Origin of the sequence: Streptomyces sp. NPDC007856, from assembly GCF_042868225.1 — a bacterium.
GTDB lineage: Bacteria > Actinomycetota > Actinomycetes > Streptomycetales > Streptomycetaceae > Streptomyces.
This window is the reverse complement of the sequence record NZ_JBIAEC010000004.1, coordinates 330,756-352,818: the sequence shown is the minus strand read 5'-3', so window position 1 is coordinate 352,818 and position 22,063 is coordinate 330,756. Positions and strand designations below refer to the sequence as shown.

Sequence of the window (22,063 nt, the reverse complement as noted above, 5' to 3'; positions counted from 1 at the left end):
GGGAGGTGGCGGTGGTCACCGGTGGCGGATCCGGACTGGGTCTGGCCATCGCCCGCGATCTGGTGGCCTGCGGCGCCGATGTGGTCATCACCTCGCGATCCGCGGCTCGGCTCGAAGCGGCCGAGCTGCGGATCGCCGAGGAGACCGGCCGGCTCTGTGCCAGTCTCCCGTGCGATGTCCGCCACGACGAAGAGGTGGAGCAGCTGCGGGATTACGTGCTGAGCAGGTTCGGCACGGCCACCATCGTGGTGAACAATGCCGCGGCCAACTTCCATGTGCCTGCCGAGCGGATGACCCGGCGTGCCATGGAGACGGTGGTGGACATCGACCTGCTCGGCACGTTCGCCATCACACGGGCCTTCGTGCCCGGCATGATCGAAATGCGCCGGGGCACCATTCTCAGCATCACGGTGCCAGGTGTCGACCGTGGCTTCCCCGGCTTCTCGCACGCCGGGGCCGCCAAGGCGGGGATCGTCTCGCTCACCGCGTCGTGGGCCCGGGAATGGGGCCGCTACGGCATTCGGGTCAACTCGCTTGCGCCCGGCCCGGTTCAGACGGAGGGCGTCACGACGAACATGCTCGGCATGCACGCGGGCGAGACCAACCAGGCATTCCTGCCCCAGGTCGAAGGGGTCGCGCTGCAGCGGCTCGGCACTCCCGAGGACATCTCCAGCGCCGCGGTCTTCCTCTGTTCGCCCGCTGCGAGTTGGGTCACCGGCGTCGACCTGGCCGTTGACGGCGGTGTCATGCTCTGCCATCCCATCTTCGGGGCGGTGACCCCATGACCACGCAGCCGCGCGTCCACCTGACCGGCATCGCGCACCTGGCCGACCAGATGCCCTCGATCCGCTCGCTCATCGACGACGACAGCGTCGGCTTCTACGCCTCGCAGCCCTGGTTGGCGGCCACGGAGGCGCTGGACGAGGGCACGGATCACGGCTACCTGCTGGCGGAGGACGGCGAAGGCCACCCGGTCGGGCTCATGCCGGTGGCGCTGCCGGACGGAGAGGTCAGCCCCGGGTACCGGCCGGATCGGCTCTTCCCCTACCGGGAGGAGGAGCCCTATCTGCTGTGCGGGCCCCGGCGCGGTTACCGGACCGAGCTGGCCGTCCGGGGCTCCGACGTGACGGCGACCGTGGCGGGCCTTCTCGACGGTGCGGTCGAATTCGCCGACGACCATGGCCGGGAGTGGGTGTACGCGCTCCATCTGACCACCGCTGCGGCTCGTGCGCTCGCGGAGACCGAACGCGTCGTGCCGATCCTGTCGCCGCTGGCCGACTGCTGGCTCCCGGCACCCGGCACCTCGATGGACGACTACCTCGCCTCGCTCGGCGGCCACCGCCGGCACAGCATCCGCACCGACCGGCGCCGCGCGGCCCGGAGCGACGCGAGGATCGAGCGCGCGTCATTGGCCGACTGCCTCGACGAAGTCATCCCGCTGGTGCAACAGTCCCGGGCGCGCAAGGGCGTGATGTGGACCCTCGACAGCCTACGGCGGGAGTACGAGGGGATGGCACGGTCGGCGGCTCGACAGGAGATCCTGCTCACCGTTCGCCATGACGGTGAACTCAAGGGCTACGCCCTGTGGTTCGCCTGGGGAGACCTGCTCTGGGGGCGCAGCCTCGCGTTGACCGACGACCTGCGCACCAACGCGGCACCTGTGCTCTTCGAGCTGCTCTTCTACCGGCCGCTGGAGATCTGCTACGAGCTGGGACTGCGGGGGCTGCACCTGGGCGCCACGAACTACTCGGCCAAGCTGATGCGCGGAGCGCGGCTGGAACCCATGTGGCAGGTCGGTCTTCACCGAGGGCGTGAGGTCTTCCCCCGGGAAGCCGTGCTGCCCTGGACCGAGCACGTGCTCGGCCTGCTGCGCGAAGAGTGTGGCCGGCGGCTGCCGGAGTCGCGGCTGGAGGAGTTCCGGGCGGAGGCCCTCGGCTTCGCCGACGGGCGGTCGGTGGGGCGGCGCGAGCAGGGGGTGCACCGAGGTGTCCGATAAAGCTCAGGCGGCACCGAGTTGCCCGCACGGCGGACGGGATCAGGGAGGCCCCGCGGCCGCTGCGGGGCGCCGGGCCTCCCGGTGGCGTGACGGCCGATCAGAGCCGCGACGGCATGCAGTCGGCGATGGCACGCCGCACCCGGGGCTGGTCGAGCAGCTCCGCCCGGCTGCAGTCGACCCTCACCACCCGGGTGCTCCGGGCTCCCGGCCAGGGACCTTCGAAGGGCTGGTCCCTGGAGGACACCAGGACAACGTCTCCTTCCCACTGGAGGAACGAGGCGTTGTGCGCGGCGACCAGATGCGTCAGCCAGTCAACCGTGTGGTGGACCAGATCCTCGACCATGTCCTGGATCAAGTCCTCCTCGAGCTCCTCTTCCCTCAGGCTGCGGGCCGCGAGGTCCGTCAGTTCCCGTTCCATGGCGGCCAGGACATCCTTGGGCCGCTCGATCAGGTCGCTCTCCGTGGGCTGCAGCAAGTGCACGGCGTCGTCCTCGGCGAACCGCACGGCTGCCTCGCGGTAGGCGCTCAGCACGGACTCGGCCGGACACGGGGAACCGTCCAGTGCCACGAGCACCGGCGCAGAGCCCTGCCGGGAGGTCACTTGCCGGGCGACCTCGTAGCCGATGGAAGAGGCCAGGCAGTAGGACACCACGAGGCCGACCGGGCGGGTGCACCCGGAGGCCGCAAGGAGTCGTGCCGCGTATTCCTCGGCGTAGAACTCCTGAGGAAGCGGAGACTTCATCAGCGGAAGCATTTCGAATGCAAGGCTCCCGTCGGCCAGATCGCCGATCCGCCGCCTTTCCTGATGTCCAGGGTAATCGAGCGTCATTGCTATGGGATCCACGGAATTCCTATCTCGAAGTGAGGAGTGCGCCGGAAGCCTAGCCCACATCATTGAGCCGACTCAATGACAGTTCTCCATCGTCACCGAGGAAAGAGGGAAATGCACATCCGCACTGCCGCCGAATCGGCGTCCGAACAGTGGCCGATAGGCCCCAGGGAGCGGGCGCTCTGGCTGCTGCAGCAGATGGTCCCCGATCTCGGGATCTCGAACGTGGTATTCGGCGTGGAATGCGCTCACCCGGTCGACACTGTCGTGCTGGGCGAAGCGGTGAACTGGGCGGTCCGACGTCATCCTGCGCTGCGGTCCTTCTTCTCGGACGTGGACGGCGTACCGATGCGGGGCTTCCGGCCGCCCGAGGTGACCTCCCTGGAACTGGGCGTGGCGCCCGCAGACCCCGAGGGGCTGGCTGAGCAGATCAAGGCGTTCGGCGCGCCGGCCTTCGACCTGACCTCCGACCTGCTGATCAGGGGCTGCCAGTTCGTGCTTCCCACCGGCGGCAGCGTCATCGCGTTCGCGGCACACCACCTTGTCTTCGACGGTGGCTCCGTGCGGTTGTTCCTCCAGGATGTCGATGCCGCTTTCGAGAGCCTGATGACCAGCGGAGGCTTTCCCGATCTCCCGCCGGTGGCGCCGCCGCCTGTGGACGAGGAGCCTTCCGCGGAAAGCCTTGCCTACTGGCGCGAGCGACTCGGCGGGATCGGGCCGACCACCATGGAACTCGCCTGCGCCCGGCCGATGCCGCAGGCGCCCACCTTCGCGGGCGCGCGGCTGGTCATGCCGGCCTCGCCCTCCGCTCTGCGCGCCCTGACCAGCCTGCGCAAGGTCCTCCGGGTCACCGACAACGCAATCCTGCTGAGTCTGTACTACCTGCTGCTCGCCAAGCACGGTGCCACCGGACCGGACCTGGTCGTCGGCGTACCGCTCACCCTGCGGTCCCCGCAGTCCGGCGCGGTCGGCTACTTCGTCACCACGGTCGCTCTGCCCGTGCGCCTGGACGAGGGGCTGTCGTTCGCGGAGTTCGCGCACCGCGTCCAGGACTCGTTCATGGCCGGGGTCCAGTACCTCGATGCCCCCTTCGAGGTGCTGGACCTCAACGGTGCCACCGACGCGGCGTGGCATCGGCTCGTTTTCCGGCACATGTTCAACTTCATCGACCAGGCCGAAACCGACACGTGGTTCGCGGGTGGCCCCGCACGCCGGTTGCGGCCGGCGGAACCTGACACAGGGCTCAGCCGGCTGGACATGGAGGTGGTGGCCGAACGGTCCGAGCAGGGGCTGGTCCTCCAGGCCGTATACAGCACCGAGGTCCACGACGAGGACCAGATCCGTGCCCTGCTGGAGAGGTTCGAGAACCTGCTCGCCCAGGTGGCCGCCGATCCGGAGTGCGGCGTCGACGCGCTGTCGTACTGGACGCCCGCGGACCGCCGGCTCGTGGATCGCGCCAACGACACCTCCAGGCAGTGGTCCGGGCCGGCCACCGTGCTCGACGTCGTGCGCGCGCAGGTGCTGCGAACGCCTGAGGCGGTCGCTCTCATCGAGGGGGAAGAGCGCTTCACTTACCGGGCGTTGGCCGCCGCCGCGACCCGGATGCGGGACGACCTGGCCGCTGCGGGGGTGCGCCCGGGGGACGCGGTGGCCCTGGCCTGTCCGCGGGGCGCCCGCGCGGTCGCCGCCGTGCTCGGGATCTGGGCGGCCGGGGCGCACTACCTGCCGCTCGACGCGTCGCACCCGGCTGACCGTCTCGCCGGCCAGCTGGCCGACGCGAACGTCTCCTGCGTGGTCCACGACGGGGATCTTGCGCCTTCCTGCCTGGTCGGCCGGACGGCCGTGCCGACACGCGAGCTCGGCGAGACCGACGCACTGCCCGCCGACATGCTGCGGGGGCCGGTGCCTTCGCGGGCGGACGATCCGGCCTACGTGATTTTCACCTCGGGTTCCACCGGCCGCCCCAAAGGGGTGAAGGTCTCCCACGGAAACCTGCGGAATGTCACCGCATGCTTCGCCGACCTGCTGGAGGCAGGGCCGGGCGAAACCATGATGTGGCTGACGACCTTCGCGTTCGACGTGTCCGCGCTGGAACTGTTCCTGCCGCTGACGGTGGGTGGATCGGTGCTGGTGGCGCCGGACGAGGCGCGCTCGGACGCCGAGGTGTTCGGCGAACTCGTGCGACGCCATCGCCCGGAGATCCTCCAGGCCACGCCGACGACCTGGCGCCTCGCCGTCACCGAGTTGCCCGAGAAGTCGCTGGCCGATACCCGGGTGCTCTGCGGTGGCGAGCCGCTCTCTGCCGCACTGGCCCAGAGGCTTTCCGCAACCGGCTGCCGACTCTTCAACGTCTACGGCCCCACGGAGACGACCATCTGGTCGGCCGCAGGTGAGGTGGACGGCAGCGGCGTGATCACCGTCGGCCGGCCGATCGCCAATACCCGGGTCCACATTCTCGACGGCACCGGCGCCGAGATGCCGCCGGGCATGCCGGGGGAGCTCTGCATCGCCGGGGCGGGGGTCGCCCTGGGCTATCTGGACCGGCCCGAACTCACCGCCGAAAGGTTCGTCCATCACCCCACGCTCGGTTCTCTCTACCGGACGGGGGACATAGCCCACTGGACGCACTCAGGTGAACTCCGCCTGGTCGGCCGTGCGGACCGGCAGGTGAAGATCCGCGGGAACCGTCTGGAGCTGGGCGAGGTCGAGGCCGTCCTGGAGCGCCATCCGTCGGTCGAGGAGGCGGCGGCCGTGGTGGTGGGCGCCGACGACGACGTCCGCCTGCTCGCCTTCGTACGAGGCAGCGCCGAGGGGGAGTCCGCAGGTACCGACCTGTGGCAGCACATCCAGGATGCGCTGCCGCCCTATGCGCGTCCGTCCGGCCTTGTGCCCGTCGAGACCATGCCCCGAACCGCCAACGACAAGGTCGACTACCGAGCGCTCGCCGCGCTCGGGGAGGTTCGGGCCGCGCAGGGTGATTTCACCGTACAAACGGAGACTTCAAATCCGGAGGACGTCAGCGAAGAGCTTCTCGAGCAGCTGGTCGACCTCTGGCGGACGTTGCTCAAGAATCCCGATCTGGGGCCGTCAAGCCACTTCTTCCGCAATGGCGGGCATTCCCTCCTGGCCACTCGCCTCGCGGCCAGACTGCACCGGCTGGTCGCGCTGCGACTGGCCATTCGGGAGATATACGACGCACCGACCCCCCTGGAACTGGCCAGGTACATCGAAACCATTCAGTCCGACGTGGATCACGACAAGTAGAAAGGCTGCCAATCGGATGCGAATCCTGGTGACGATTTCCGACCAGGTCTGGGGCGGGAAGCACCGGTACATGTTCGACACCGTGCTCGGCCTGCACCGAGCCGGACACACGGTGATCACGATGGCCGAGCGGAACAGCCCGATGCTCGCGGCCGTCCGGGCCGCCGGACTACCGACCGTTACGGCCCCCGTGTTCGCGGACTCCCGTGAGGAGGCCGCCGCGGTACTCGAAAGCACCCTCCGCGCCGAGGGAGTGGACATCGTCTGCGTCAGCGGACGCCATGACTCGGCCGCCTGGCTCCAAGTGGATGCCGACCTCGCCGACGGCCCTGCGCTGGTGCTCTACCGTCATTCGGCCTTCCCCCTGCCGGACGCGCCCGACACCGACAGACTCCTGGAGCGCACGGACCTGGTCATCGCCACATCCCGTGAGCAGGCCGACGCCCAGTTCGGTGGCAGAGCGGCCCGAGTTGCCGGCCTGACGGAGCGGGTCGAGGTCATCACCAGCGGCGTCGGAACCGAGTTCCTGGAGCGCACGGCCGCTGCCGACCGCTCCGCGATGCGAAGGAGACTGGGGCTGGATGCCGAGGACTTCGTCTTCGCCGTGGTTGCCCGGCTCTCCTGGGAGAAGAACATCGAGCAGGCCATCGAGGCGTTCGCCAAGGCGGCCCTCACGGAGGGCGAGGCATCCGCCAGTTTGCTGGTGGTGGGCGACGGACCGATGCTCGACGAGCTACGCCGGCTGTCGCGCGAACGGGGTGTCGCCGACCAGATCCACTTCCTCGGCCACCGGGAGGACGTCCCCGAGATACTCGCGGCGGTCGACGCCGTCATGCTCACCAGCAGCGTCCCGGAGACGGGACCGCTTGCGCTCAAGGAGGCCATGGCGGCAGGCCGCCCGGTGATCGCGGCGGCGGTCGGCGGCATTCCGGAATTCGTCGAGGACGAAGTCAGCGGACTGCTCGTCAAGGACACCGATCAGCTGATCCGCGCGATGCAGCGCCTGATCCTTGACGAGGCGTTCGCGGCGGAGCTGGGGCGGCAGGGCCGCGAGGCCATCCTGACCGGCCACCTCCTGGAGCGCCGGATCGAGTTCCTGGTGTGGCGGCTCGACCTGATGGCGATCACGGCCGGCCCGTTGCGAACCGTTCTCGACGAGATCGAGTGGGACGACATCAGACTGCGGGCCGAGGCGGAGGGCGGCTTCGTGTTCGTCCCTCGTACGTCGCAGATCCTCCCGGTCGACGGCCCTGCGTACGAGTCGGTCCAGTGCGCTGTGGCAGCGGGTGACCCGCGGCTGCTGATCACGGACGACGAAGCGGAATCGAGGAAGTTCATCGGGACGCTCTTCCGGATGGGGGCGCTCGTTCGGCGCGGACGGTTCTCGGAGCGGGACCGATGAGGGCGCTGGTGATCGCCGCGCACCCGGACGACGAGGTGCTGGGGGCCGGCGGCACGATCGCGGCCATGTCGGCGGCCGGTGTCGACACCACGGTGTTGATCGTGGCCGAAGGAGTCTCGCTCCGGCACACCGAGGTGTCCCTCGACCGGGCTCGCGCGACCTGCCGCGCCGCGGGGCGGGTGCTCGGTGTGGACGACATCAGGTTCGGCGGTCTCGCCACGGACGGGACCCTGATCGGCGACGGCCCGCAGAGTGCGGTCGTGTCGCTGGTGCGTGAGGTCGTTGACGACGTCCAGCCTGCGCTCGTCCTCACCCACCATGCCGGTGACATCCATGTGGATCACCGGGTCGTGGCCCGGTCGGTGGAGTACGTCACGCGCGCCATGGCCGGCGGGCCGGTGCGCAAGGTCCTCCACTTCGAGGTGCTCTCCTCGTCCGAGCAGCAAACCGGTCAGACCACACCGTTCGTGCCGAACGTCTTCCATGACATCGCGGCCTTCGTCGAGCGCAAGTGCGAGGCGCTGGCGGTCTACGACTACGAGATCTTCGACGGGCCGCATCCCCGCTCTGCGCACGGCGTCCGTGCCCTCGCCGGCTATCGCGGAGTCACGCTCGGCGTGACTGCGGCCGAGGCGTTCGTGCTCGGGCGGGAGTTCCGGGACGCCGCGGCGTGGACGGGAGGTGCGCTGTGAAAGTACTGCTCACCGGCGGGGCCGGGTACATCGGTTCATTTGTGGCGCGCGAGCTGACCGCACGTGGTCACGCCGTGCTCGTACTCGACAACCTCTCGACCGGTCGTCGCGAGGCGATTCCGGACACCGCGCTCGACGTCGCCGACATCCGGGACGGGGATGCCGTGATGCGCTCCTTCGCGAGGTTCCGTCCCGACAGTCTCATCCACTTCGCCGCGCTCAAGTCGCCCGAGGAGTCGATGAGTGATCCAGCGCGCTACTTCGAGGTCAACGTCTCCGGCACCGTCAACCTGCTCGCGGCCGCTGCTCGGTACGGCGTGGAGCGGTTCGTCTTCTCGTCGTCGGCGGCCGTCTACGGCACCCCGCAGGTCTGTCCGGTCGACGAGACGGCTCCGGCCGGCCCGCAGAGTCCGTACGGTGAGTCCAAGTACCTGGGTGAGCGGATGATCGAGAGCCAGTCCGCCACGACCGGGATGAGGTTCGCCTGCCTGCGCTACTTCAACGCCGCCGGCGCCGCGACGGACGGCTCGCTGGGCGAGTTCGCTCATGAGGGTTCCCGCCAGTTGGTGCCTCAGGCCGTCGCGGTCGCCCGTGGCCTGCTGCCACGGCTGCAGATATTCGGCGCCGACTACCCCACTTCGGACGGGACGGCCGTCCGGGACTACATCCATGTGGAAGACCTCGCCGAGGCCCATGTCCGCGTCACCGAGGGACTTGACCGCCCCGAGCGTTCCGGGACCTACAACCTCGGTCAGGGCCGGGGCACCAGTGTCCTGGAAGTGACCGGGGAATTGCGGAGGATCAGCGGCGCCGAGATACCGATGGAGTTCGCAGCCCGCCGCGCCGGAGACCCCGCGGTCTCCTGGGCGGACGTCGGACTGGTGCAGCGCACCTTCGGCTGGGCGGCGCGTCGTGACCTCCAGGACATTCTCAGCTCGGCCTGGGCCTGGCACACCGGCGTGACCGCGGAGGCCTGACGTGCACATCTTTCTGGTCCGGCACGGCCGTGACAGCCGTGTTCCCGGTTCCCGGTCGCTATCGCCCGAGGGACTGCGGCAGGCGTGCTCGGTCGGGGCCCGGCTCTCCGGCCAGGGCGTGACGGAGCTGTGGACCTCGTCCCTGGAGCGCGCTCGGGCCACCGCGCAGGCGATCTCCTGGGCGGTCGGCCTGGATCCCGTCGTCGACCGGCGTCTGGACGAGATCCGAGCGGGAGCGGCGGGCATCCCGGACCTGCCACCGCCCCGGGAACGCCGCCGCGGACCGGCGCCGGACGGCGTCGAGAGCTGGGGGGAGTTCCTCGAACGGGTCGGCTGCTTCCTCTCGAGCCTCTGCGGCGTCCCCGACCCGAGGCGTCGGATTGTCCTGGTGACGCACAGCGGGGTGTTCGACGCCGTCTTCGAGATCCTGTGCGGCACCGGAGCCCGGGTGGAACTCGCCGTCGAGAACTGCGCGGTGACGCGATGGGAGTACCGCCCGGGCTCCCCGGCCGGCGCCTGGCTGCTGCACGGCCACAACGACACCGCCCACCTCACGAACACTTCTGGGCGTTCCGAGAGACCGAGGGAGACCGTGTCATGCCAGTGACCAAGGCCGGCGCCCGGCGCAAGCTGCTCATCTTCTGCGTCGACGGCGGCGTGCCGGGACTCGTGGCCGAGCACGACTTCTTCGCCCTTGACCGTAGGCTGTCGGCGTTCCGGAGCAGCGCGGTCTCGGCGCTCCCCTCCGTCTACCCGTCCTCGACCGCTCCCGCGCACGCCTCCTTCCTCACCGGCCGGCACCCGGTTGGCCACGGCATCGTCGGCAACCGGTTCTTCGGGGCGGAGACGGTGGCGGAAATCAGGGAGCGGGCGAGCAACCCGTTCGCTTCGGTGCACCCGTACGAGACCACCTCGCTGACCTGTCGCTCCCTCATCGACCGATTCGCCGAGCGCGGTCTGTCGACCGCCGCGGTCCACTTCCCGCAGACCTTCTCCCGGACAGTCGGGGACGCGGGCATACCCAGCGTCTACTGCCTCTACGCCCCCGCGGCGGACGGGACGGCTGTTCCCGGCATCCCGGGCGAACAGCCGGGATCGGCCGTCGAACTCACCTACTTCCAAAGAAAGGTGGCACTCACCTTCTCCTTGACCGAACAGGGCGGCATCACGGTCGCCGGCGCTCCGGGCGCACCGCCGGTGCCGCTGGAGCGGGGCCGGACGCGGCGACTGGAACTGAAGCTCGACGGTGTCGGGAGGCTGTCCGTGCCCCTGACCGTGCACCGGGCCGACCGGAAGCAGGTGGTCTTCTCCGCGGGAACCGCTGTGCTGACGATGGCGTTCGGCGCAATGGCCGACGTCGTGGAAGCGGCGGACACGGGAGGCGGCCCGTCCTCTCTCACGGTCGACTACACCGCCAACCCCGAGCACCGGTTCCACGAATCACCGCGGGCCCCCTGGGTGAAGAGGGTGGCGCTCGGCGCTTTGGAGCGGCTCGACCCGGACGTACTCCTGATCCGTTTCAACCAGGCGGACCACGCACAGGAGTTCCTGTACTGGCATGCGATGCGTGGGGATCCGGCCGAGCGCGCGCAGGCCGGCGAGCAGATGCTGGACGCCTACCGGCTGATCGACCGCCAGATCGGCGAGATCGTGGCGACCGTCGGAGACGCGGCCGACTACCTGTTCTTCTCGGACCACGGCATCGACTACGTCGACACGCACATCGCCCTGAACACGGTGCTGGCGGAGCTGGGTTGGGACGACCGGATGGTATTCCAGGGGGACAGCAACATCGCCTACCTCTACGCGGACACCGGGCTCTCCGAGGGCGAGCGGCTCGAACTCACGGAGACGCTGGCGGCGCTGGACTCCACGACGGAGGTTCTCACGAGGGAGACGGCGGACGTCTGGAAGCTTCCCTGGGGCGATCCGCGGCTGGGAGAGCTGGCGGTGACCTGCGGGCCGCACCGGGAGTTCCAGTACGGCGGGGGAGCGCCTCGCCAGACCGTCCGCTCGGCGTCGCACGGATACTTCCCGACCGCACCCAGCATGAACGGCTTCTTCCGGATGTACGCCCGCGACTCCGCAGCGATCTCCCGCCCGCGCCATCTGGTGGACGTGGCGGCTGCGATCGAAAAGCTGTTGGTCGGATGAATTCAGCTCTCCATGTATTTCTCTTGCCATGATGTTTTCGCCTGTGCCAGGGTATCCGCCCGATCAGGTGAATTCTTTTCCGACGCCGTCGCAAACCGTCGGCGAACCCAGTTGGGAATCAACTCAGATGCCGTTCGAGTCACCGGTGGTCAGCCGGGTTCTCACGACAGGTGGTGCCGGATTCATAGGCAGTCATCTGGCCGATTGGTGGGAGGCCCAGAATGTCCAGGTGGTTACTGTCGACGATCTCCGGGCAAAGCCCCTCGTATCCATCCGGGGATCGTTCAAGGAAAAGTCCGTCCTGGACATGGAGCCAGATGACCTGGACGGCGTCGACGTCGTCTACCACCTGGCTTCGCACAAGAGCGTGCCTGAATCCTTCAGCCAGCCGATCGAGTATCTGGAAAACGTCGAATCGGTGAGCCATCTGCTTCGCCTGGTCGCTGAGGCGGGGACGCCGCGTGTGATCATCGCGAGTACGTGCGAGGTCTACGGCCAGGCCACCGTGCTGCCCTCCGAGGAGGGGGCGCCGCTTGCGCCGCGCTCCCCGTACGCGGCGACGAAGGTCGCGCTGGAGATGATTGCACGGGCATATCAGCAGGCAGCGGACGTCGGGGTCGACATCACTCTCGTCCGCTTCTTCAACGTCTACGGCCCCAGGGAACGCCCGGACGCACTCGTCCCGTCCTTCTGCAAGAGCGCTCTGGAAGATGGCCGGCTGCTCCTGGAGGGAAGCGGAGACCAGCGCAGGGACTTCACTTACATCTCCGATCTCATCCCGCGGCTGGCCCGACTCGCCTCGGTACGCTCGGTTCCGACACTCAATCTCGGCAGCGGTGAGTCGCATTCGGTCCGGGATGTGGCGCAAATTCTGCTGGAACTGCATCAGGGTGCGGTTGTGCAGCAGATGCCGGAGAGACAGAACGAAATCCAGGAATTCCGCGCCGACGTCACGCTCGCGCGCAGGCTGCTCGGTAACGGGCGCACCCGTGTCGGCCTGCGCGAAGGAATCGGCCTGACGTACAAGTGGTGGCAGGACCGGCTCCGCGATGAGGTTTCGCTGCGGCATTCAGAGAGGGAATTTGTGTCATGAGCGGTTACTATGCTCCGGTGCGGGCCAGCCTGGATGTCACGTATGCCTGTGACCTTCGCTGCATTCACTGCCGCACCAACACCGGTGAGATCCCGGTGCACATTCGGCGCCGCATGCTGTCCATCGAGCAGCTTCAGGAGGTCATTCTCGATCTCGACCGGATGAAGACCTTCGAGATCACGCTGACCGGCGGCGAGCCGACCATCCGGAAGGGTTTCTGGGATCTCCTGGACGTCGTCCCCCGGCTCGAGCACTCGACCGTCACGCTGATCACCAACGCGGCCAATCTGACCCGCGACCAGATGGACCGCATCATCGACAGCGGCATCTCGTCCATCAGGGTCAGCATGGACGGAACCAGGGAGACCTTTGCCGCGGTACGGCTGACAGACCGTTTCGACCAGGTGATCGAGAACTCGATCTACCTGCGCGACCGGGTCGAGAGCTTCAAGGTGCTGACCACGGTGATGAAGACCAATCAGCACAACGTCTTCGCGCTGGCCGACTACCTCCGGCGCCACGGTTTCCGCCGCCAGGATCTCATCCTCGTCCGTTCCCATGGACGCGGAGGGCGCAACGGGCTGCTGCTGACCGAAGCGGAGACCATGGCCATCCACGAGAGGGTCGAGGAGTTTCGCCGGCGAGTCCCGTCGATCGACTTCGACCTCAATCTCAACGCTCCTTACCTCGTGCCCGGCGTCGAACCGACCGAGCATCAGGACGTCGTGATGTTTCCCTACTTGGTGAAGGACACCAGCGTCGCGATCTCGGCCACGGGGGACGTCACGATGAGCCGTCTGTACAGTGCGCATCCGCTCGGAAACACCAAGGACGCATCCGTTTCCCGGATCTGGGCCGCGGGACAGGAGCAATTGGCGCGTGAACAGGAGGAGTTCAGCGACGAGAAGCTGCGCCAGATCTTCTGGGACTTCGCGGCGGCCGAGAACCCGAACGCCGCTCCGCCGGTGCTGACCTCACTGCTCGACCGGCAGCTCTTCGAGGGCTACGAGGTTCGTTGAGACCCAGTGAAAACGAACGGAAGGACGGAAAGCCATGCTTGATCAGCGTGACCTCATAGAGATGCTGAAGCTTCGGGGGAACGAGCAGGAGCAGCTGTTCGAACAGGCTCGGAAGGCCCGGGAGAGCGTGTTCGGGAACAGGGTCGTCGTGCGGGGCGTGACTGAGATCGGCAACGCCTGCCGGGTGAACTGCGAGTTCTGTCCCATGCGCCGCGAGAACACGCGTATGAACGACCGGTTCCTGGCCGAGAGCGATGATCTGGTTGAAGCTGCGCAATCCATCAAGGAGAGCGGCATCAATGTCGTCTTCTTTCAGGCGGGGGAGGTCCCTCAGACGACGAAGATGGTGGGCGAGGCGATCCCCAGGATCCGGGCTCTCTACAGTGACGACGTGGAGATCCTGCTCAATTTGGGGAACAAGACGAGAAGTGAGCTGGAATACCTGCGGGAACAGGGTGCCGACAGCTACATCCTCAAGCACGAGACGAGCGATCCGGAGCTCAATGCGCGTATGCGGCACGAGTCCCTGGTAAGTCGCCTGAAGTGCATGTCGGACCTTGTCGAGCTCGGCTTCAAGGTAGGAACTGGCGGAATCGTCGGCCTGCCGGGTGACAGCCTTGAGTCAATCGCCAACGACATCATGCTGGCCTATGAGATGGGTGCACACATGTGCAGCTTCTCTCCGTTCGTTCCTGCACCGAACACCCCGATGTCACATGTCCCGCCAGGAGATGTGGACACCACGCTCAATGCGATAGCGGCAACGCGGCTGTTCAACCCCGAGTGGCTCGTGCCCTCGGTCAGTGCGCTGGCGAAGAACAAAGAGGGGGGTCAGCGCCGCGGGTTCGAGGCAGGGGCCAATGTCCTGACGATCAACTTCACGGGCGAGCGTAATAGTGAGCGTTATCTCATCTACGGAAAGAACCGTTTCGTGGTACGCAGGGACTACGGCACCCGGCTGCTCGATGACCTGGGTCTGAAGGCCGGCCCGTCCGTCTTCGTCGGATCCCAGGCGCTCCCGGTGTTCCGGTGATCGAAGGTGGTCCGGATCATCGAGGGCGACCGGAAAAATGGGCGGTCCCGTAGGACCGCCCATGGGACGACTGCCGCGAGGGGTGCCCGATCAGAGGGCCGTCGTCATACGCTGCTCGCTTGGTGGGAAATCGACAAGGCCGCCCGCGTCAGTTCGGCCTTGTTTCCCAGATCGAGCTTCTGACGAATGCGCTTCACGTACGTGTCCACGGTATGTGAACTGATGCCGAGTTCCCGGGCGATCTGGGAGTGCGTCAGTCCGCGGGAGATGTACAACAGCACCTGCCTTTCCCGCGGGGAGATCGGAGCGCGTTCGTTGGCGGGGGCCTGGGGTGGCCCCGGTGTCTCACCGGCCTCGCCCCAGAACTGCCCGCCGGAAGCCACGGTACAGATCGCCTTTACCAGGGTATTGGGCGGGACTTGACGGTGAACGACACCTTGCACTCCGTATCGGGAGTATTGTTCGAACGACGTGTCCTTGAGGTTCTGGAGGAGCAGGACTACCGGCGCAATCCGTGCGGCCTCTGTGATGAAGTCGGACAGCGGCACCTCTTGGACCGCTTCCGGATCGACGACGAACACATCGGCTCGCCAATCCATGTCTTCCGCCGATGACTGCTTGACCGTCGGCTTCAGACCGTTACTGGTGAGCACGGTCATGAGGCCGGTGGTGAATATGGGTGATCGGTCGAAAATCCCTACTTTAAGCAACGAATCCCCCGTTGTGTGATGAATCTTGGTGAAGTGAAGTCGCACGGTCGATGTGCGGATTGCGCCAGGGCCGGTCTGGTCCTCGGCATCGGCCGGCGACTGATCGTTCTCGAGCATAGCGACGAAGATCTTCGGCGAAGGTAAAATATTGTTTTACCTGGGACCGCGCAACGGTGCCGACGGGGATGACCTCTTCCCTATAAGGGGTGTCTCCATGGAGCTTTGACCATGTGTGTCCGATCTGGCGGTTATGGCGTCTTGTGAAATATGAGCTTGCTGTAGGTCAATTATTATGCTTGTCTGTGTCATCCGCTGCCTCTCGCCCTATTCATGGTGCTGATATTTCCGGCACGGTCTCTCTTGTTCCGTCGCCAGGCATGCGGGCTATTTTTAGTGGGAGCGACTGCCGCCATCGGGCGTGCAGGCCGGTATTCAGTTGGGTGTGCCCGTGAACAACGACAGTAGGAGCGGATCGTCCTCGGCTGCGGTGACGGAGCTGGTGGCGATCTGGCGTGAGGTGCTGCAGGATGATTCGCTCGACGCGTCGAGCCACTTCGAGCCGAACGGCGGGACTTCACTGAAGGCGGTGCGCATCCGGGCCAGGATCCGCAAGAGGCTCAACAAGGACGTCAGCCTCCTCGAGATCTTTTCGCAGTCGACTCCGAAGGCGCTCGCCGCTGCCTTGAACTCGGCGCCCGACTGGTCGGACGAGGAGTGACGAGACTCATGTCATGGGATGTGACCGGCTATCGGCTGCTCGGCGACGTCGAGTTGAGCCCGGATGGTGCTCGGGTCGCCTTCACCCTCAAGGAGCCGGCTCCGGCAAGGGACCGCTGGGTCTCGTCCATCCGCGTCACAGGCACTTCGGCGCCCGGTGAGGCGTCCGAACAGGTGGGCCCGGCCGGCGCCGCATCGCCGCGCTGGTCGCCCTGCGGGCGGGCACTCGCGTATCTTGCGAAACCCGAGGATCCAAGCGACGGGCCCCTGTGGGTTCAGGCGGAAGGCGGTGCGGAGGCCCGCGCGTTGCTGCCGGGGTTCCGTGGCGTGAGCCAGATCTCCTGGTCGCCCGACGGGCGGCGGATCGCCTTCGTCGCCCCCGTCACGGCCTCGCGCCAGCCGGTCCGAGGAAGTGCCGCCCCGCCGGCCGTCATTCGCCGCCTCACCTTCAAGGCCGACGGCATCGGCCTGCTCGGCGACAGCCGTCTCCACCTGCATGTCGTGGACGTGGAGACAGGTGAAGTTCGCCAGCTCACCCGCGGCGACTTCGACGTGAGGGTCCCGTCCTGGTCACACGACGGCCGGCGGATCTGCTTCAGCTCTGCCATGCACGACGGCCGGGAGATCGACCGGGTCACGCATCCGTTCATCCTGGATCTCGCCGACGACAGCGTCCGCCAGGCCGCCGATTGGGCAGGGACCGCCAGTTGGACCGGCTGGGACCGTGACGGTCGGTCACTCATCCTGGCCGGTCAGCACCGGCCCGGGCCCAACCGGCTGACCACGCTGTTCCGGGTGGGGCTGGATGATGCGAGCGTGACCGATCTGCTGCCGGACTTCGACCGCCGCGTCCTCGTGCCGTCCTCGGGCGGCCCTGGGGCCGTCATCCAGACGGACCGGGGAGACCTGGTCTTCTGTGCCCGCGAGCGCGGGTGCACCTGGCTGTACCGGCTGCCGGCTGGGGAGACCGTGCCACAGCCCCTGGTCGCCGGGCCCTCCACAGTGGTCACAGCCGTCAGCCCGGCGCGGAACGGAAAGCTGCTCGCGCTGGCCGTCTCCGACCGGACGAACGCGGGCGACGTGCACCTCCTGGACCCGGCCGACATGTCGCCCCGTCGGCTGACCGACCTCAACCCCGGACAGGATCCCGACACGATCCATGCAGCGGAGGACTTCGCCTTCCGCTCTCCGTCGGGGACCGTGCTCCACGGCTATCTCATCCGCGGCGTGCCGGCTGCCGACGGAGCACCGCCGCCGTTGCTGGTGGACATCCACGGCGGGCCGGACAACGCGTGGCGGCCCAACTTCTCCCCCTACTACCTGTACCGGCAGGAACTCGCGGACCGCGGATGGACCATCCTCCTGCTGAATCCCCGTGGCAGCGACGGTTACGGCGAGGGCTTCATGCGCAGCGGCATGACGCGTCTTGGGTTCAGCGAGGAGGAGGACTTCCTGGCCGCCATCGATCATCTGGTCGAGCAGGGGTCCGCCGATCCGGAGCGGATCGCGGTCATGGGTTCGAGCCACGGCGGCTTCATGACCAACTGGCTCACCGCGCGCACCGATCGCTTTGCCGCAGCCGTATCCACGGCGTGCGTCTCGAACTGGCTCAGCCTGTACGGCACATCCTCGACCGGGTCGGGCTTCGTGATCGAGCAGATGGGCGGCAGTCCGTACGACGTCCCGGCCCGTTACACCGCGTCTTCGCCGCTCACCTACGCCGACCGGGTGCGGACGCCGACGTTGATCGTCCACGGGGAGCAGGACATGCTCAACCCGATCGGCCAGTCCGAGGAGTGGTACACGGCACTCGTCCGGCAAGGCTGCGAGGTGGAGTTCGTGCGCTACCCCCAGGCCGATCACCTCTTCATGTACAACGGACGCCTCTCGCACCAGGTCGACTATGCGCGCCGCGTGGTCGACTGGCTGCTGGAGCACACGCGGAACGAGAAGGGGTGGGCGAGGAACCCGTCAGGGGAGTGCCCACACCCCATCGGCAGTCCGACGGCCCCTGTCCGAACGCGCCCCTGACACGCGTCCGTACGTGCGAGTGGCCGGCGAGAGGGAACGCGGGCGGCGCCGCGGGCAGGAGCGTGGTCGCCCAGTCCGTCAGCGCCCGCAGTGCTCGGGGCGCCACTCCCCGGCCCGTGCACGCGCCGCGGTCCAGTAGCCGACCGCGGCGGACGACGCCCGCGGGGTGATGCTCTTGAGGACCACGTGACCTGCCAAGCGAGATCACGGGCGACGGCGACCAGGTCCGGGCGCGGTCGGGCGCCCGGCAGCGGCTGCTTGTAGTCGCGGATGACCGTGACGCCGGGCCGCGACCGCGCCGCAGCCGGCCCTCCCCCCAAGGCCGCGGCCCGGCACCGTCATGCTGCTGCCCCGCTACTGCCACCCGTGCCGCGAGCTTCTGAGGGGTCAGGTCAGTGCCACGGCTATCTGGTCGCAGATGTCGATGACGGCTGTCGGCTCCGCGTGCCGCCGAGTCCAGAACGCCTCGACCACCGCGCGGGTCTGGGCCCACCGGCGGACGCTCTCCAGATCGAGCCCGGCACCCTCAGCGAAGGCTTGGAGCCGGGTCGTCAACGCACGACGGATGCTGGACTCCGAGGCAGCCTCCGCCCACCGGGTGCGGATCAGCGCGATGCCGTCATAGGCGGGGTCGCCGACGAAGCCCTTGGGATCGATGGCGAGCCACCGCTGACGCCGTGCGCGCAGCACATTGCCGAAGTGCAGGTCGCCGTGGACCATCGTCTCCGGTTGGCGCGTGCTCAACTCCCGGGCGGTCGCGACCGCATGGTCGATGACCCGACGGGGCAGCGGTTGTCCGAGTGAGCGGGCTTCCGCAGCGATCTCCGCGCTCCACCCCGCAAGGACCGCCTCCAGTCTTGGCAGTCCCGGCGGTGGTGCAACGGCCATCTGCCGTGCCAGCAGCCCGGCCTCAGTGAATGCCTCGACCGGGTCTTCGACATGGTGCAGCGAGTCCTGTCCCAACGCCTCGAGCAACATGGCGAAGTTGTCGTCGTCGCGTTCCAACAGGAGGACGGCACCTCGTCCTCGCCAGGCGGCCAGTGCGCTGGGCTCGGAGCGGTTGCCGGGGTGCGGCCAGGAGACCTTGAGGACGGCGTCCGTGCCGTCGGCCCGGCGCACGGGCAGCGCGATCGCCACCATTCCGTGGAGCATGGGCCCGGCCGGGACACAGCCCCAGGTTTCCAGCAACCGGTCCATGAGCGCCGGTAGTTGCTGGGCCCACAGAGAGCCATCCCGGCCCTCCCTGGCAACGGTGTTGCGGACAAAAGCCTCAGGGAGACTGATCACGCGATGACCCTCCGACTCGGCTGCTCGTTTGCGGCCGTCGTCAGCGGTTTCAGTCCCCTGGCCTGTTCCCGCAGCACGAACTTCTGCACCTTGCCGGCCGCGTTCCGCGGCAGCTTCGTGATGATCTGCAGCTGTTCGGGCCAGTAGTGCTTGGCGACCCCCGCTTCGTTCAGATGGCGCTGCATCTCCGGGAAGTCCAGCTGCCGGCCCCGCGTCTCGACGACGAACGCGCAGGCTCGCTCACCGAGTCTGTCATCCGGCATCGCCACCACCGCGACGTCCTCGACCGCGGGGTGCCGATAGAGGACCTGCTCGATCTCGCTGACCGGGACCTTCTCACCCCCGCGGTTGATCACGTCCTTCACACGTCCGGTGATCCGGAGGTAGCCCGACCGCTCGAGCACCGCCAGGTCTCCGGTGCGGTACCAGCCGTCCGTGGTGAAGATCTCCGTGTCCCACTCGGGGCGCTGGAAGTAACCGGTGAACGCGAAGGCGCTGCGGACAATGAGGTTCCCCTCGATGCCCCGGGGAAGTTGCCGATCGAGGCCGTCGACAATCCGAAGCTCGACACCATCCAGCGGCCGCCCGTCGGTCCCCCACACGAGAGCCGGGTCGTCGTCGGGGGCGGACAGGGTACCCATGCAGGTCTCCGTGCTGCCCCAGGCTGTGCACACACTGGCGCCAAGGACCCGCGAGGCCCGTTCCGCCAGTGCACGTGGGACCGCTGCCCCGGTCACCACGAACATCCGCAACCCGCTCGCCGGCTCGGCACCGCGCTCCACGGCGGTGACCAGATCCATCAGGAACGGTGTCGCGGCCTGGATGAAGGTCCCGCCCCATTCACGCAGGGCCCGCAGGGCCGTCCGGGCCTCCCATACGGGCTGCAGCACCTGGGTGGTGCCGAGCAGCAAGGAGAGCCACATTCCGTAGAGGAACCCGCTGTGGTGGGCCATCGGCGCGGCCACGTGGACACGGTCGCGCTCGGTCAAACGGAGCCGGGCGGCCGTCGCGGCGGCGGCCCGGCCGAGAGTGTCCGCCCGGTGGAGCACGCCCTTGGGTTCCCCCGACGTCCCGGATGTGAACATCAGCTGGGCGAAGCAGTCGTCCGCGGGCCGTCGGTCGTCGAGTATCGAGGCGTCGGCCGGCGGCTCCGCCAGCAGCGTGGTCAGTGAGTGCCAGGCCGGGCCCTGATCCGGCGCGGGGAGTGCGCGGTGCCCGGAGCCCTCAGCAGCTACGACCACGACGTGTTCGAGGGACCCGCCCCGGCCCTGCTCCCCACGACCCGGTGTCCGGACCAGGCCCTCGGTCTCGTCCATGTGGTCACGGCCGCGGAACTCGTCCGGAACGACCAGCACCCGGGGGCGGGCACGCCGCAGCACCTGCTCCATCTCCCGCTCACGGAAGATCGGCATCACCGGGCAACACACAGCGCCGATCCGAAGGGTGGCGAGACACAGGACGACGAGCTCGCCGATGTTCGGCAGCTGCAGCATCACGGGCTCGCCGGGGCGGACACCGAGCCGCAGCAGGGCGGAAGCAGCCCGGTCGGTCTGGTCGGCCAGCTCGTGCCAGGTCCAGGTCCGGCTCCTCCCGTCGGTGACATCCACCACCGCGAGGCCGTCGGGGTCTGTCAGGGCCCGCTGCCGCACCAGATCCGTCAGAGCCGTCACCGCGATCCCCCTCCGCCCAGATCGGCAGTGTCCTCGTAGACGGCCTGACAGAGGAGGTTCAACCGGAAGCCCGCCACCGCGGAGCTGACGTAGCTGTTGAAGGAGAAGGTCAGCACCAGCCCGATGGCAGGGTCGGCCAAGGCCATCACCGTCCTCTCGCCCGGCTGACCGAACACCTGGCGGGAAGCCTGAGGACAGTACATGTCCCGGTCGGTCACAAAGCCTCGCGACCAGGTCATGCTGTTGATCGACCAGCCACTCGCCCAGTTGTCCCAGTCCTCGGACGGCTCCGGGATGGGGTGCTGCTGCCGGAGGATGTCCGAGACCCGCGCCCATACGGCCCGGTCCGGTACGTCGCCGCAGCCGAGCAGAGCCTCATAGAGCTTGGCCAGGTCGCGCATGGGGCCCATGCCGCCGATGCCGGGGATGCAGGCCGCCCGCAGCCTTGGATCGCCGGCCACGAACCCGTCGTGGCTGGTGGACGAGCCGGCCTTCCTGGTGCCGCCGTAGGTCATGGCGACGAGGTCGCTCTCGACCAGGGAGTATTCGTCCGGCGTCATCCCGACGAACGTGCGGGCCATGCCCAGGGGGTCGAGCACCCGGGTCCGCAGGAAGTCGCGGTAGTCCTGCCCACTGGTACGCGCGATGATCTCGGCGAGCACCTGCGCGTTGATCCACGTGCTGTAGGTGCGGACGGCGCCCACCCCGACCGAGTCGTCGATCTCCGCCAGGCAGGCCGCCCGGAGGTTCTCCCGCCAGTCCAGCGAAGGTACGAACTGGGACGATCCGTCCCGGTAGGGCACCGTGTGGCTGAGCAGGTCCCCGATCCGCGCGCCCTCCTTGCCCGCGGCACCGAACTCGGGGACATGGCGGGTGACCGGATCGGACAGGGCGATCGCACCGTCGTCGACCAGGAGCGCGATCGCGACCGAGGTCAGTGGCTTGGTGGCGCACAGCCAGTGCAGGAGGCTGTTCGCGGTCACCTTGTTGCCGAGTACGCGGCCGTAGGCGAAATCCGCGACCGGGCTGCCGTGCACCGAGGCGTAGAGCTGGAAGCCGTGGTGAAGGCCCTCTGCGAAGTCCTTCTCCAGGAACTGCCGTGTCTTCGCAAGCCGTTCGGGTACGGCAGCGGCTATGCCTGGGTCCAGCACCGCGTCGAGCGGCTCGGACGTTCCATTCACGTGGGTCC

General features: G+C 68.0%; 18 protein-coding genes and 1 pseudogene. 13 read left to right on the top strand and 6 right to left on the bottom strand.

Going from position 1 to position 22,063, the window contains the following annotated elements; genetic code table 11:
- Positions 1 to 5 precede the first annotated feature (5 nt).
- Entirely contained in the window at positions 6 to 785 is a 780-nt protein-coding gene (locus tag ACFYOH_RS12810) for an SDR family oxidoreductase (protein WP_388624574.1), read from the top strand.
- Entirely contained in the window at positions 782 to 1,996 is a 1,215-nt protein-coding gene (locus ACFYOH_RS12805; RefSeq protein WP_388624571.1) for a GNAT family N-acetyltransferase, read from the top strand. Before ACFYOH_RS12810 ends, ACFYOH_RS12805 begins: the two co-directional genes overlap by 4 nt.
- Positions 1,997 to 2,093: 97 nt before the next feature.
- On the opposite strand, the gene ACFYOH_RS12800 is transcribed toward ACFYOH_RS12805, so the two are convergent.
- Positions 2,094 to 2,738, bottom strand: a complete 645-nt coding sequence (locus ACFYOH_RS12800) for a hypothetical protein (protein WP_388624568.1) — start codon at positions 2,736 to 2,738, stop codon at positions 2,094 to 2,096.
- A 201-nt stretch (positions 2,739 to 2,939) separates the two neighbouring features.
- On the opposite strand from ACFYOH_RS12800, the gene ACFYOH_RS12795 reads away from it, so the two are divergent.
- The 9 genes from ACFYOH_RS12795 to ACFYOH_RS12755 all read left to right on the top strand — a co-directional run bounded on the left by ACFYOH_RS12795 (position 2,940) and on the right by ACFYOH_RS12755 (position 14,459).
- Positions 2,940 to 6,089, top strand: a complete 3,150-nt coding sequence (locus ACFYOH_RS12795; protein ID WP_388624565.1) for an amino acid adenylation domain-containing protein — start codon at positions 2,940 to 2,942, stop codon at positions 6,087 to 6,089.
- Between the two features lie 28 nt (positions 6,090 to 6,117).
- Positions 6,118 to 7,491 carry a glycosyltransferase family 4 protein gene (locus ACFYOH_RS12790; protein ID WP_388624562.1) on the top strand — a complete coding sequence of 458 codons (1,374 nt, stop codon included), beginning with the start codon at positions 6,118 to 6,120 and terminating at the stop codon, positions 7,489 to 7,491.
- Complete coding sequence (locus tag ACFYOH_RS12785) at positions 7,488 to 8,183, top strand: PIG-L deacetylase family protein (protein ID WP_388624560.1); 696 nt, start codon at positions 7,488 to 7,490, stop codon at positions 8,181 to 8,183. Before ACFYOH_RS12790 ends, ACFYOH_RS12785 begins: the two co-directional genes overlap by 4 nt.
- Entirely contained in the window at positions 8,180 to 9,160 is a 981-nt protein-coding gene (galE, locus tag ACFYOH_RS12780) for a UDP-glucose 4-epimerase GalE (RefSeq protein WP_388624558.1), read from the top strand. The genes ACFYOH_RS12785 and galE overlap by 4 nt, the downstream gene beginning before the upstream one ends.
- Position 9,161: 1 nt before the next feature.
- Positions 9,162 to 9,767, top strand: a complete 606-nt coding sequence (locus ACFYOH_RS12775) for a histidine phosphatase family protein (protein WP_388624555.1) — start codon at positions 9,162 to 9,164, stop codon at positions 9,765 to 9,767.
- Positions 9,758 to 11,314, top strand: coding sequence for an alkaline phosphatase family protein (locus ACFYOH_RS12770; protein WP_388624553.1), 1,557 nt, complete (start codon positions 9,758 to 9,760; stop codon positions 11,312 to 11,314). Before ACFYOH_RS12775 ends, ACFYOH_RS12770 begins: the two co-directional genes overlap by 10 nt.
- A gap of 127 nt (positions 11,315 to 11,441) precedes the next feature.
- On the top strand, positions 11,442 to 12,407 hold the full coding sequence (locus ACFYOH_RS12765; protein ID WP_388624550.1) for an NAD-dependent epimerase/dehydratase family protein: 966 nt from the start codon (positions 11,442 to 11,444) through the stop codon (positions 12,405 to 12,407).
- On the top strand, positions 12,404 to 13,426 hold the full coding sequence (locus ACFYOH_RS12760; protein ID WP_388624548.1) for a radical SAM protein: 1,023 nt from the start codon (positions 12,404 to 12,406) through the stop codon (positions 13,424 to 13,426). The genes ACFYOH_RS12765 and ACFYOH_RS12760 overlap by 4 nt, the downstream gene beginning before the upstream one ends.
- Positions 13,427 to 13,460: 34 nt before the next feature.
- Positions 13,461 to 14,459 (top strand): radical SAM protein, encoded by a 999-nt coding sequence (locus ACFYOH_RS12755; protein WP_388624546.1) that lies wholly within the window; start codon positions 13,461 to 13,463, stop codon positions 14,457 to 14,459.
- Positions 14,460 to 14,563: 104 nt separating this feature from the next.
- Here the strand turns inward: ACFYOH_RS12755 and ACFYOH_RS12750 are convergent, their stop codons facing one another.
- A complete protein-coding gene (locus ACFYOH_RS12750) occupies positions 14,564 to 15,286 on the bottom strand; it encodes a response regulator transcription factor (protein WP_388624543.1) in 723 nt (240 codons plus the stop codon).
- A gap of 331 nt (positions 15,287 to 15,617) precedes the next feature.
- Here ACFYOH_RS12750 and ACFYOH_RS12745 point away from each other — a divergent pair, with 331 nt between their 5' ends.
- Positions 15,618 to 15,887, top strand: coding sequence for a phosphopantetheine-binding protein (locus ACFYOH_RS12745; RefSeq protein ID WP_388624541.1), 270 nt, complete (start codon positions 15,618 to 15,620; stop codon positions 15,885 to 15,887).
- 8 nt (positions 15,888 to 15,895) lie between these two features.
- Positions 15,896 to 17,917: a prolyl oligopeptidase family serine peptidase gene (locus tag ACFYOH_RS12740; RefSeq protein WP_388624539.1), complete on the top strand. Its 2,022-nt coding sequence runs from the start codon at positions 15,896 to 15,898 to the stop codon at positions 17,915 to 17,917.
- A 1-nt stretch (position 17,918) separates the two neighbouring features.
- Here the strand turns inward: ACFYOH_RS12740 and ACFYOH_RS12735 are convergent.
- The 4 genes and pseudogenes from ACFYOH_RS12735 to ACFYOH_RS12720 all read right to left on the bottom strand — a co-directional run.
- A pseudogene (locus ACFYOH_RS12735) lies at positions 17,919 to 18,118 on the bottom strand (GNAT family N-acetyltransferase); the annotation flags it as partial.
- Between the two features lie 186 nt (positions 18,119 to 18,304).
- Positions 18,305 to 19,204, bottom strand: coding sequence for an aminoglycoside phosphotransferase family protein (locus ACFYOH_RS12730; RefSeq protein ID WP_388624536.1), 900 nt, complete (start codon positions 19,202 to 19,204; stop codon positions 18,305 to 18,307).
- Positions 19,201 to 20,874: an AMP-binding protein gene (locus ACFYOH_RS12725; RefSeq protein WP_388624533.1), complete on the bottom strand. Its 1,674-nt coding sequence runs from the start codon at positions 20,872 to 20,874 to the stop codon at positions 19,201 to 19,203. Before ACFYOH_RS12725 ends, ACFYOH_RS12730 begins: the two co-directional genes overlap by 4 nt.
- Complete coding sequence (locus ACFYOH_RS12720; protein ID WP_388624530.1) at positions 20,871 to 22,055, bottom strand: serine hydrolase domain-containing protein; 1,185 nt, start codon at positions 22,053 to 22,055, stop codon at positions 20,871 to 20,873. Before ACFYOH_RS12720 ends, ACFYOH_RS12725 begins: the two co-directional genes overlap by 4 nt.
- Positions 22,056 to 22,063: the final 8 nt, after the last annotated feature.